The following is an 11,362-nucleotide window of genomic DNA, read 5'->3' on the forward strand; positions in this document are numbered from 1 at the left end:
GACCGCTGTTCGATAATCGTTGCGCAAAACAGCCGGAACTTCGCAGGAACCACGAAAAATGCCGCTCGACAGGATTGATATCGCCATTCTGGAGACTTTGCAGAAGGATGGTCGGATCCCCAATGCGGCGCTTGCCGAGAAGGTCGGCCTTTCGCAATCGGCCTGTTCGCGCCGGCTCGACAATCTCGAAAAGTCCGGAACCATCCGCGGCTATCACGCGCGGCTTTCCAACAGCGCGCTCGGCCACCAGATGACGGCGATCGTGCACATATCGCTGTCGGGCCAATTCGAAAAGACGCTGTCGGATTTCGAGGCGGCGATCAAGCGCTGCCCGAACGTGCTCTCATGCCATCTGATGTCGGGCGAATACGACTACATCCTGCGCATCGCGGCGAAGGACCTCGTCGATTATGAGCGCATCCACAAGGAATGGCTGTCGGCGATGCCGCACGTGACTAAGATCAACTCGTCCTTTGCATTGCGCGAGATCGTCGATCGCACGGCCGTCGGGCTGCGGCCCGAGATGGCCTAGGCGTTGGCCTCCGTGACCACAGTGGTCATCGGAATATCGTGCGGCTGCGGGTAGATGGTCGGGATGCGCTGCAATTCGTAGCCGACGCCGATGACCAGCGGCCTGAACGGCATCGCGGCGAGCGTGCGGTCGTAGAAGCCGCCGCCGTAGCCCAGCCGATATTTGCCGGAATCGATGCCGACGATCGGCGAGATCACGATATCGGGCAGCACCGGATCGCCTTCGGCCGGGATCGGAATGTTCCAGACGCCTTTTTCCAGCCGATCGCCCGGTCTGTAGGCGCGAAACACCAGCGGCTGCCCCTTCTCGACGACGACAGGCAGCGCGGTTCGGCCGCCGCGCTCATTGATCGAGGCCATCCAGCCGCGCAGGTCCGGCTCGCCGCGAAACGGCCAATAGAGACTGACCATCCGGCCGTCTATATCGCCGATGAGCGCGTCGATGCCATCCGCGATCCGCGCCGACATCGCGGCGCGCGCATCGGCTGCGACGGCAAGCCTGGCGTTGATGAGCCGCTCGCGCTCGGCCTTGCGCCATCGCCTGACATCCGTCCAGTCGGACAGCGGCTCCCGGTATTGGGGGTCGAGTTCATGCATGAAGCATGGCGGTGATGCGTATTGGGCCGGCCCGTCGTCGTCGCGATTATCAGGCATGATAGTTCCTGTCGTGCTGCCCCACGCTACACCGGTGGCGGCACGTGCTACATGTGCATTCACGACGCCGAGCGACGACTCTGGGGCATCTTTCCCGACCGGCAGGATGTTGTTGCAGTGCACAAAAATACTTACATCCCTGTGTGGTGGTTTACGCCGCGAGGTGAATGAAATGAGCGAAGCCAGACATCATGTCGTGATCGTAGGCGCCGGGTTCGGCGGGCTCGAACTCACCCGCGCATTGTCTGGCGCACCGGTGCGCATTACGATGATCGACAAACGCAATCATCACCTGTTCCAACCGCTGCTCTACCAGGTGGCGACAACGTCGCTGGCGACCTCCGAGGTCGCCTGGCCGATCCGTCATCTATTGCGCAGGCGCAAGGACGTGACGACGCTTCTGGGCAATGTCACCGGCGTCGACCGCGCCGGTAAGCGCGTGTTACTCGATGACGGCAGCTCGGTTCCCTACGACACGCTCGTGCTCGCCACCGGCGCGCGCCACGCCTATTTCGGCCATGACGAATGGGAACCGTTCGCGCCGGGGCTGAAAACGCTCGAGGATGCCACCGCGATCCGGCGCCGCATCCTGCTCGCTTTCGAGCAGGCGGAACGCGAAACCGACCCGGCGAAGCGCGAGGCGCTGCTGACGCTGGTCATCGTCGGCGGCGGGCCGACCGGTGTCGAACTCGCCGGCACTATTGTCGAGCTCGCGCATGACACGTTGCGCGGCGAATTCCGCAACATCGACACACGTCAGGCGCGGGTCGTGCTGATCGAAGCCGGCGACCGGATCCTGGCCAATTTCGCGCCGGAGCTTTCCGACTATGCCCGCAAGGCGCTCGAACGGCTGGGCGTCACCGTCGAGCTCGGCCGCCCCGTGACGCAACTCGATGCCGAGGGCGTCGTCTTCGGCGACAAGCGCCTGCCGGCAAGGACGATCATCTGGGCGGCCGGCGTTGCCGCTTCGCCGGCGGCCGAATGGCTTGGGACGGCGGCCGACCGTGCAGGCAGGGTGATCGTCGAACCCGACCTCACCGTGCCGGGCGATCCCGACATTTTCGTCATCGGCGACACCGCACATGTGCTGCGGCCGGACGGAAAGCCGGTGCCGGGCGTGGCACCCTCGGCCAAGCAGGAGGGCAAGCATGTCGCCGCGACGATCAAGGCACGATTGGCCGGCGACACGGCGATGCGTCCCTTCCAATACCGGCATGCCGGCGACCTCGCGACAATCGGCAAGCGCGCCGCGGCAATCGATTTCGGCTGGATCAAGCTCACCGGCTGGCTCGCCTGGTGGCTCTGGGGCATAGCCCATATCTATTTTCTCATCGATTTCCGCAACCGCCTTGCGGTCTCGCTTAGCTGGCTATGGATTTATCTTACCGGTCAGCGCAGCGCGCGCCTGATCACGCAGGGCGACGACGACAAAAGCTGATTCACGGGCCGTCGCTGCCGGCAGCGAAGATGCCCGATGGCCGATCGCGGTTTTATTCCGTGGCGTCACGAGCGTGGCTTCGCGCTCATGCGGCGTAGGCACCGCTGGCCGAAACCGCCAAGCAAAAAGCAGTGAACTGGAACGATCGATGCTGCTCCTGCTCTGGTTCCGGCCATTCACATGCGATAGTTTTAACCATGCGTTACGTGATCGTCATCGCCGCCATCACCTTCTTCCTATTCTGGGACGGCCTGTACAATCACGGCCACTATCTCGATGTGACCGTGCGGGAGATGTCGCGCATCGTGCGCTACGTCACCGGGTAAGGTCGCGCCGACTTCAGCATCGCGGGCGCGACATCGTTTCCGGTTGACGCCCAGGCATTGCTCCCACAGAAACACCGCTGAATCGAAGATCAGGGAGGCTGGCTTGATCCGGCACATCGTTTTCTTCAGCGTGCGGCGCAAGGAAGATGTCGAGGCTGTGCGCTCGGGCCTGCTGGCGCTCGGAAAGATCCCGCACTCCAGGCATTTCGAGGTGACGCTCAACACCAAGGTCGATCTGTTCTCCAACGCGATCGACGTGGTCGTTTATGCCGAGTTCGAGGACGAGGCGGCGCTTGCTGCCTACAAGGCGCACCCGATTTATGCCGACACGACCAGCAAGGTGAAGCCGCTGCGCGAGCTGCGCTATTCGGCCGATGTCGTGGCCGCGGCCTGAACCAGCAGCGCGCTCCGTCTGGCCGCGGCTCTTGAACCGCGGGCCCGAATGGGGCACACCGAGCCAACATGATCGAAAGCTCCGCCCATCCGTTCGACCACCTCGTGCTGCCGACAGGGAGCCTTGATGCCGTCCGGTCGCGTCTGGCTTCGCTCGGCTTTGTCGTCGCGCCCACGGGCATCCACCCCTTCGGCACGGAGAATGCCTGCGTCTTTTTCGCCGACGGCACTTATCTGGAGCCGCTTGCCGTCGGCAACGAACAGATGGCGGACCGCGCCATAGGCGAGGGCAATGTCTTCGTCGCGCGCGACCGCCTTTACCGCCAGACCCTCGGCGATGAAGGCTTTTCCGCTGTCGTGTTCGCAACCGCCAATGCCGATGCCGATCATGCGCGCTATGTCGAGGCCGGCCTTTCCGCCGGCGAGATGCTGGGCTTCTCGCGCGCCTTTACCGACGCGAACGGCAACAGCGATACCGCTTCCTTCAAGCTGGCATTCATATCCGACAAGGAGGCCGATGAAGCCTTCCTCTTTGCCTGCCAGCGCATCAACGCTCCGAAAATCGACCGGACGGCCCTGCAGGCGCACGCCAATGGCGTGACGGGTATTCTCGAAATCATCGCCGTCAGCGACAGGGCTGCCGCCCAGATCGGATTGATCGCGACCGCTGCCGAAGCCGATGCGAGCGCCGGCGACGCGGTGCGGCTGCCGAATGCAGTCCTCAGCGTTCTGTCGTCCGAAGACTATGCCTCGCGCTTTGGCCTGACGGTCGCGCCGTCACCGGATCTGCGCTTCACAGCCATTGCCTTCTCGATCCGCGACAAGGCCGCCGTGAGGCGCCTGCTTGCGGACAACGCAGTCCGACACAACATGAGCGGCAACGATATCGTCGTGCCGCCGGCGCCCGGCCAGGGCGCCGCCTTCATCTTCCGGGAGACCCCATGAGCAAGCCCCTGGCGCCCAATTCATCGGTAACCGTCGGCAAGGTGGTCTTTGCCAACAATGCGCCGCTGTCGCTGATAGCCGGTCCGTGCCAGCTTGAATCGCGCCAGCACGCTTTCGACATGGCCGGCGCGCTGAAGGAACTGACCGGGCGGCTGGGCATCGGCCTCGTCTACAAGACCAGCTACGACAAGGCCAACCGCACCTCGCTGTCGGCGACGCGCGGCGCCGGGCTCGATGCGGCGATGCCGATCTTCGACGATCTGCGCAAGGAATTTGGGCTGCCGGTGCTGACCGACGTCCACACCGAGGAACAATGCGCGATCGTTGCACCGCATGTCGATGTCCTGCAGATCCCGGCTTTCCTGTCGCGCCAGACCGACATGCTGGTCGCCGCGGCAAGGACCGGCAAGATCATCAATGTGAAGAAGGGCCAGTTCCTCGCGCCCTGGGACATGAAGAACGTCGTCGCCAAGATCACCGGCTCCGGCAATCCGAACGTGCTTGCCACCGAGCGCGGCGTCTCGTTCGGCTATAACACGCTGGTCTCGGACATGCGCGCTCTGCCGGTCATGGCCGAGATCGGCACCCCGGTGATTTTCGACGCGACCCATTCCGTCCAGCAGCCGGGCGGGCAGGGCGGCTCCTCCGGCGGCGAACGGCGCTTCGTCGCAACGCTCGCGCGCGCGGCCGTTGCCGTCGGCGTCGCCGGCGTCTTTATCGAAACCCACCAGGATCCCGACAATTCCACGTCTTCGGATGGCCCTAACATGGTGCCTCTCAAGGACATGCCGGCGCTGCTGGAAAAGTTGATGGCCTTTGATCGCATCGCCAAGGGCCACTGATCCGACCCGATCCTGCGCCGGCTTTGGGCCGGGACTACGCTCGTTTCGCAACTGAGCGTCTTGGCAGGAGGAAGCCCATGTCCGTTGCCCGCATCACCGAAATCACGTCGTCGTCCACGAAGAGCTTTCCGGATGGCTCGAGCAGGTCATCGCGCGCGCCGCAAAGACCCTGAAGAACGTCGAGGGTGCCTTGATCCAGGACTAGAAAATCGTCGTCGAGGACGGCAAGATCGCCGCCTACCGCGTCAGTACGAAAGTCACCTTCATCCTCACCGACAGCTGAGCCAAAGTCGTCGGGAACCTTAGCGCGCTCCTCTCATTGTCAATGCAGGCATTCATCGAGAGGAGCACCATCATGACCACCCCTTCCGGGCACACTGAAGCCATTGCCGCCTCGCGCGTCATCGGCACGTCCGTCTACAACACCGAAGGCAAGAGCATCGGCAGCATCGAGGATGTGATGCTCGACAAGATGTCGAACGGCATCATGTTCGCCGTGATCGGCTTCGGCGGCTTCCTCGGCATGGGCGAGAAGTACCATGCGGTCCCGTGGGCGACCCTTGACTATGACGAGGACAAAGGCGGCTATGTCGTGCCGTTCACCAAGGAGCAGCTGCAGGCCGCGCCGGCATATTCGATCGATGAGCTGACCGGCGCCGACGGCGAGGCGGCCCGCGATGCCTCATTCCAGTATTACCACGTGAAGCCCTATTGGCATTGATCGCTTGATTGGGCGCAGGGAATCGAAAGGCCCCCTGCAATGAAGCCGGGGGCCTTTGACGTTTAACTACTCCGCTGCGTTGAGAGTCGATAGCTCTGCCGAACTCTGCTGGGGTTTCTGACCGTCGCATGACGTCAGGAACGCCGCCACGATCAGGAACAAACTCACGATACCGCTCAACTGGGACATGGCGAAACTCCTCCTGTTTCGCCCCGCGCGAACGCGACCATAGATGAGAAGGCCACGCAACGCGCATGACTTATGATGACAGAAATTTGCGCTTCGTGAATCCGGCTCCCGGCAATAATTGCCGCAGCGCCGATTGCCTTTTGCGCCGCTTTGGCTAAGAGGGGCGCGACGCTTCAATCGATCAATCGGGGACATCGCAAATGACCGCCATCATCGACATCGTCGGGCGTGAAATCCTGGACAGCCGTGGCAATCCGACCGTCGAGGTCGACGTGGTGCTGGAGGACGGCTCGATGGGCCGCGCCGCGGTGCCGTCGGGCGCATCGACCGGCGCGCATGAGGCGGTCGAACTGCGCGACGGCGGTTCGCGTTATCTCGGCAAGGGCGTCCAGCGCGCGGTCGAGGCGGTGAACGGCGAGCTCTTCGAGGCGATCGGCGGCATGGAGGCCGAGAACCAGATCCATATCGACCAGACGATGATCGAGCTCGACGGCACGCCCAACAAGAGCCGCCTCGGCGCCAACGCCATCCTTGGCGTATCGCTGGCGGTCGCCAAGGCCGCGGCGGAAGCCGCCGGCCTGCCGCTCTACCGCTATGTCGGCGGCACCAAGGCGCACATCCTGCCGGTGCCGATGATGAACATCATCAATGGCGGCGCGCATGCCGACAACCCGATCGACTTCCAGGAGTTCATGGTCCTGCCTGTCGGCGCGCCGACGCTGCGCGACGGCGTGCGCTGGGGCTCGGAGATCTTCCACACGCTTCGCAAGAAACTCAAGGACGCCGGCCACAACACGAATGTCGGCGACGAGGGCGGTTTTGCTCCCAACCTAAAGAGCGCGCCGGCCGCGCTCGATTTCATCATGGAATCGATCGAGAAGGCCGGGTTCAAGCCGGGCGAGGACGTTGCGCTCGGCCTCGATTGCGCGGCGACCGAGTTCTTCAAGGACGGCAACTATGTCTATGAGGGCGAGAAGAAGACCCGTGACCCCAAGGCGCAGGCCAAATACCTTGCCAAACTCGCCTCCGATTATCCGATCATCACCATCGAGGACGGCCTTGCTGAGGACGACTGGGACGGCTGGAAGATCCTGACCGACCTGATCGGCAAGAAAGTCCAGCTCGTCGGCGACGATCTCTTCGTCACCAACACGGCGCGGCTGCGCGACGGCATCCGCATGGGCGTCGCCAATTCGATCCTGGTCAAGGTCAACCAGATCGGCTCACTGACCGAGACGCTCGACGCGGTCGAGACCGCGCACAAGGCCGGCTACACCGCCGTCATGTCGCATCGCTCGGGCGAGACCGAGGATTCGACCATCGCCGACCTCGCCGTCGCCACCAATTGCGGGCAGATCAAGACCGGCTCGCTGTCGCGCTCCGACCGCATGGCGAAGTACAACCAGCTCATCCGTATAGAGGAAGAGCTCGGTAAGCAGGCGTGCTACGCCGGCAAGTCGGTGGTCAAGGGCTGATCCGGCCTGTTCGAAGAGGCTAAAAAGGGCGGGTCGTTCCCGCCCTTTTTTCGTTTCCGGCGATCCTGCAACAGGTCGCCCGTAACCGTCCATTAAGCACAATCGGGCGAAATACGACTCATGGCCGCTTGCGTTCGCGGCCGCGAGGGTTCGGGTCATGTGGACACGTCAGCACAAGCAGAGAAACACCGGCAGGCTGATCATTCCCTCGCTCTGCGTGCTCTTCCTGGCCTATTTCGGCTTCCATGCCTATCACGGCGAATTCGGCATCTATTCCAAATATCGGCTCGAGGCCCGGAAGATCGAACTGCAGGCCCAGCTCGATGCCGTGAAGGCGCGCCGGATCGACTTCGAGCGCCGTGTCCAGCTGATGCATGAAGGCACGCTGGAGAAGGATATGCTTGACGAGCAGGCCCGAAAGGCGCTCAATCTGTCGCAGCCCGACGAAATCACCATCATGTTGCCCGCCCCGACGAAATAACCGAATTTCGGTTAATCGCCTTTATTCACAATGATTCTAATCGCTTAGATGCATGCCAGCCATGCATTTTTCAGCATGGCGCAACGCGTCCTTGCATGTTAGCCTCGCGCAAATCGGTGGGGAGGCGATTGATCTCCCCTGAATGTCCGCGAAGAGACGCCAGCAGGGAGTGACGCATGGCCACCGCCGCCAAAAAAGCGCCCGCCAAATCCAGATCCGACAAACAGCCCAATCTGTCAGCGCCCAAACCCGCTGATTTCACCAAGGAAGAAGAGCTTTCCGCCTACCGGCACATGCTCTTGATCCGCCGCTTCGAGGAGAAGGCCGGCCAGCTCTACGGCATGGGCTTCATCGGCGGCTTCTGCCATCTCTATATCGGCCAGGAGGCCGTCGTCACCGGCATGAAGATGGCGCTGGTCGAAGGCGACCAGATGATCACCGCCTATCGAGATCACGGCCATATGCTGGCGATGGAGCTGTCGCCGCGCGGCGTCATGGCCGAGCTCACAGGCCGCCGCGGCGGTCTGTCGAAGGGCAAGGGCGGCTCCATGCACATGTTCTCCAAGGAGAAGCATTTCTATGGCGGCCACGGCATCGTCGGCGCCCAAGTGTCGCTCGGCACCGGTCTCGCCTTCGCCAACCGCTACCGCGACAACAAGAATGTCTGCCTGACCTATTTCGGCGACGGCGCGGCCAACCAGGGCCAGGTCTATGAAAGCTTCAACATGGCCTCGCTGTGGAAGCTGCCGGTGATCTACATCATCGAGAACAACCGCTACGCCATGGGCACATCCGTGTCGCGCTCGTCGGCCGAGACCGATTTTTCGCATCGCGGCGCTTCCTTCAGGATTCCGGGCATTCAGGTCGATGGCATGGACGTTCGCGCCGTGAAGTCGGCGGCCGATCTCGCCACCGAATGGTGCCGCGCCGGCAACGGCCCGCTGATCCTCGAGATGCAGACCTATCGCTATCGCGGCCATTCGATGTCCGATCCAGCAAAATACCGCTCCAAGGAGGAAGTGCAGAAGATGCGCTCCGAGCACGACCCGATCGAGCAGGTCAGGGCGCGATTGCTCGACAAGAAATGGGCAAGCGAGGACGAGCTCAAGACCATCGACAAGGAAGTCCGCGACATCGTCGCCGACGCCGCCGAATTCGCCCAGAACGACGCCGAGCCGGATCCGTCCGAGCTCTGGACCGACATCGTACTCTAAGGAGAGGGCAAGGACATGCCGATCGAAATTCTCATGCCCGCGCTCTCGCCGACGATGGAAGAGGGCAATCTTTCCAAATGGCTGAAGAACGAAGGCGACAAGGTCGTCGCCGGTGACGTGATCGCCGAGATCGAGACCGACAAGGCGACGATGGAAGTCGAGGCTGTCGACGAAGGCACCCTAGGCAAGATCGTGGTTCCCGCCGGCACCGAAGGCGTCAAGGTCAATGCCGTGATCGCCGTGCTGCTGCAGGACGGCGAAAGTGCGGCCGATATCGAAAAGGGCGGCAAGGTTCAGCCCGCTTCCACTCAGGACGCGGTTTCCTCGGGCGGCCAACGCACCGACGCAGCCGAGGAAGGCTCCAAAGCATCTCCGCAGGATGCCGGTGAGGCTCCGAAAGCGGTCCCCGCCGCTCCGGCAGCAAAGCCGGTCGCCGATCCGGACATTCCCGCCGGTATCCAGATGGTGTCGACCACGGTGCGTGAGGCGCTGCGCGACGCCATGGCGGAAGAAATGCGCCGCGACGGCGACGTCTTCGTCATGGGCGAGGAGGTCGCCGAATACCAGGGCGCCTACAAGATCACGCAAGGCCTGCTGCAGGAATTCGGGCCGCGCCGCGTCGTCGACACGCCCATCACCGAGCACGGCTTCGCCGGCGTCGGCGTCGGCGCTGCGATGGCCGGCCTGAAGCCGATCGTCGAGTTTATGACGTTCAACTTCGCCATGCAGGCGATCGATCAGATCATCAACTCCGCCGCCAAGACCCTCTATATGTCGGGCGGCCAGATGGGCGCGCCGATCGTCTTCCGTGGCCCGAATGGTGCTGCCGCCCGCGTCGCCGCCCAGCATTCGCAGTGCTATGCCGCCTGGTACAGCCACATTCCCGGCCTCAAGGTGGTGATGCCTTACACGGCCGCCGACGCCAAGGGCCTGCTGAAGGCCGCGATCCGCGATCCGAACCCGGTCATCTTCCTCGAGAACGAAATCCTCTACGGCCATTCCTTCGACGTGCCGAAGCTCGACGATTTCGTCCTGCCGATCGGCAAGGCGCGCATCCACAAGCAGGGCAAGGACGTCACCCTCGTCTCCTTCGGCATCGGCATGACCTATGCGGTCAAGGCGGAGGCCGAGCTGCGCGGCATGGGCATTGATGCCGAGATCATCGATTTGAGAACGATCCGGCCGCTCGACTTCGACACGATCATCGCCTCGGTCAAGAAGACCAACAGGCTCGTGGTGGTGGAAGAAGGGTTCCCGCAGAATTCGGTCGGCGACCACATCGCCAACCAGGTCTCGCAGCGCGCCTTCGACTACCTCGATGCGCCGGTGATCACCATCGCCGGCAAGGACGTGCCGATGCCTTACGCGGCGAATCTGGAAAAGCTGGCTTTGCCCAATGTCGGCGAGGTCGTCGAGGCGGTCAAAGCCGTTACCTATCGCTGAGCCGGTCGGGAGGACATCATGCCAATCAACATCACCATGCCGGCGCTCTCCCCGACCATGGAAGAGGGCAATCTTTCCAAGTGGCTGGTCAAGGAAGGCGATAAGGTTTCGCCGGGCGACGTGATCGCCGAGATCGAGACCGACAAGGCGACGATGGAAGTCGAGGCCGTCGATGAAGGCACGGTCGCCAAGCTCGTGGTTCCGGCCGGCACCGAAGGCGTCAAGGTCAACGCGCTGATCGCCATCCTGGCCGGAGAGGGTGAGGATGCTGCCGCTGCCGCCAAGAGCGGTGGCAGCACCGCGCCCAAGCCCGAAGCGCCAAAAGCGGACACTCCGAAGGCCGAAGCGCCCAAGGAAGCACCCAAGCCTGCGGCAGCCGCCGCGGCGCCCGCACAGGCGAAGGCCGAGCCCGCTCCCGCCGCCAACGGACACGCCGCCGGTGATCGGGTCTTTGCATCGCCGCTGGCCCGCCGCATCGCCAAGGATGCCGGCGTCGACGTGACGGCGCTGACCGGCTCCGGTCCGCATGGCCGCGTGGTGAAGGTCGACGTCGAGGCGGCGATCGCCTCAGGCGACGCCAAGGCTGCGCCGGCTGCGAAGGCGCCCGCCGGCGCCCCGTCCGCGCCGGCTGCCGCGCCGAAGCCGATGTCGGACGATCAGGTGCTGAAGCTGTTTGCCGAAGGCTCCTACGAGCTTGTCCCGCACGACAA

General features: G+C 63.3%; 13 protein-coding genes and 1 pseudogene. 13 read left to right on the forward strand and 1 reads right to left on the reverse strand.

What is annotated here, in order from left to right; translation table 11 throughout:
• The first annotated feature begins 58 nt into the window (after positions 1-58).
• On the forward strand, positions 59-532 hold the full coding sequence (locus FJW06_RS29155) for an Lrp/AsnC family transcriptional regulator (RefSeq protein WP_040994689.1): 474 nt from the start codon (positions 59-61) through the stop codon (positions 530-532).
• On the opposite strand, the gene FJW06_RS29160 is transcribed toward FJW06_RS29155, so the two are convergent.
• Positions 529-1,185: a 5-formyltetrahydrofolate cyclo-ligase gene (locus FJW06_RS29160; protein ID WP_140757008.1), complete on the reverse strand. Its 657-nt coding sequence runs from the start codon at positions 1,183-1,185 to the stop codon at positions 529-531. The genes FJW06_RS29155 and FJW06_RS29160 overlap by 4 nt on opposite strands.
• A 172-nt stretch (positions 1,186-1,357) precedes the next feature.
• Between FJW06_RS29160 and FJW06_RS29165 the strand changes: the two genes are divergently transcribed.
• From FJW06_RS29165 to FJW06_RS29215, 12 genes and pseudogenes are all read left to right on the forward strand, one after another.
• Positions 1,358-2,623, forward strand: a complete 1,266-nt coding sequence (locus FJW06_RS29165; protein ID WP_140757010.1) for an NAD(P)/FAD-dependent oxidoreductase — start codon at positions 1,358-1,360, stop codon at positions 2,621-2,623.
• A gap of 197 nt (positions 2,624-2,820) precedes the next feature.
• A complete protein-coding gene (locus tag FJW06_RS30890) occupies positions 2,821-2,949 on the forward strand; it encodes a hypothetical protein (protein ID WP_263649028.1) in 129 nt (42 codons plus the stop codon).
• 103 nt (positions 2,950-3,052) lie between these two features.
• The gene (locus tag FJW06_RS29170; protein ID WP_140757012.1) at positions 3,053-3,343 is read left to right on the forward strand and encodes a Dabb family protein; all 291 of its coding nucleotides are present in this window, start codon (positions 3,053-3,055) and stop codon (positions 3,341-3,343) included.
• A 68-nt stretch (positions 3,344-3,411) separates the two neighbouring features.
• Entirely contained in the window at positions 3,412-4,287 is an 876-nt protein-coding gene (locus FJW06_RS29175; protein ID WP_140757014.1) for a VOC family protein, read from the forward strand.
• Entirely contained in the window at positions 4,284-5,129 is an 846-nt protein-coding gene (kdsA, locus tag FJW06_RS29180; protein ID WP_140757016.1) for a 3-deoxy-8-phosphooctulonate synthase, read from the forward strand. The genes FJW06_RS29175 and kdsA overlap by 4 nt, the downstream gene beginning before the upstream one ends.
• Positions 5,130-5,206: 77 nt before the next feature.
• A pseudogene (locus FJW06_RS30985) lies at positions 5,207-5,412 on the forward strand (dodecin family protein).
• Between the two features lie 72 nt (positions 5,413-5,484).
• Positions 5,485-5,850: a PRC-barrel domain-containing protein gene (locus FJW06_RS29190; protein WP_112129178.1), complete on the forward strand. Its 366-nt coding sequence runs from the start codon at positions 5,485-5,487 to the stop codon at positions 5,848-5,850.
• Positions 5,851-6,239: 389 nt separating this feature from the next.
• Positions 6,240-7,514: a phosphopyruvate hydratase gene (eno, locus tag FJW06_RS29195; protein ID WP_140757018.1), complete on the forward strand. Its 1,275-nt coding sequence runs from the start codon at positions 6,240-6,242 to the stop codon at positions 7,512-7,514.
• A 157-nt stretch (positions 7,515-7,671) separates the two neighbouring features.
• Positions 7,672-7,995, forward strand: coding sequence for a septum formation initiator family protein (locus tag FJW06_RS29200; protein WP_140757020.1), 324 nt, complete (start codon positions 7,672-7,674; stop codon positions 7,993-7,995).
• Between the two features lie 176 nt (positions 7,996-8,171).
• Complete coding sequence (pdhA, locus tag FJW06_RS29205; RefSeq protein WP_140757022.1) at positions 8,172-9,209, forward strand: pyruvate dehydrogenase (acetyl-transferring) E1 component subunit alpha; 1,038 nt, start codon at positions 8,172-8,174, stop codon at positions 9,207-9,209.
• 15 nt (positions 9,210-9,224) lie between these two features.
• The gene (locus tag FJW06_RS29210; RefSeq protein WP_140757024.1) at positions 9,225-10,652 is read left to right on the forward strand and encodes a pyruvate dehydrogenase complex E1 component subunit beta; all 1,428 of its coding nucleotides are present in this window, start codon (positions 9,225-9,227) and stop codon (positions 10,650-10,652) included.
• A gap of 18 nt (positions 10,653-10,670) precedes the next feature.
• A partial coding sequence (locus FJW06_RS29215) for a biotin/lipoyl-containing protein (RefSeq protein ID WP_140757026.1) occupies positions 10,671-11,362 on the forward strand: 692 nt, incomplete at its 3' end.

The organism is Mesorhizobium sp. B4-1-3, assembly GCF_006439355.1.
In the GTDB taxonomy this organism is placed as follows: Bacteria; Pseudomonadota; Alphaproteobacteria; order Rhizobiales; family Rhizobiaceae; genus Mesorhizobium.

Coding starts and splice junctions, on each gene's coding strand:
- FJW06_RS29155 (WP_040994689.1), top strand. CDS start 59: ATGCCGCTCGACAGGATTGATATCGCCATTCTGGAGACTTTGCAGAAG.
- FJW06_RS29160 (WP_140757008.1), bottom strand. CDS start 1,185: ATGCCTGATAATCGCGACGACGACGGGCCGGCCCAATACGCATCACCG.
- FJW06_RS29165 (WP_140757010.1), top strand. CDS start 1,358: ATGAGCGAAGCCAGACATCATGTCGTGATCGTAGGCGCCGGGTTCGGC.
- FJW06_RS30890 (WP_263649028.1), top strand. CDS start 2,821: ATGCGTTACGTGATCGTCATCGCCGCCATCACCTTCTTCCTATTCTGG.
- FJW06_RS29175 (WP_140757014.1), top strand. CDS start 3,412: ATGATCGAAAGCTCCGCCCATCCGTTCGACCACCTCGTGCTGCCGACA.
- kdsA (WP_140757016.1), top strand. CDS start 4,284: ATGAGCAAGCCCCTGGCGCCCAATTCATCGGTAACCGTCGGCAAGGTG.
- FJW06_RS29190 (WP_112129178.1), top strand. CDS start 5,485: ATGACCACCCCTTCCGGGCACACTGAAGCCATTGCCGCCTCGCGCGTC.
- eno (WP_140757018.1), top strand. CDS start 6,240: ATGACCGCCATCATCGACATCGTCGGGCGTGAAATCCTGGACAGCCGT.
- FJW06_RS29200 (WP_140757020.1), top strand. CDS start 7,672: ATGTGGACACGTCAGCACAAGCAGAGAAACACCGGCAGGCTGATCATT.
- pdhA (WP_140757022.1), top strand. CDS start 8,172: ATGGCCACCGCCGCCAAAAAAGCGCCCGCCAAATCCAGATCCGACAAA.
- FJW06_RS29210 (WP_140757024.1), top strand. CDS start 9,225: ATGCCGATCGAAATTCTCATGCCCGCGCTCTCGCCGACGATGGAAGAG.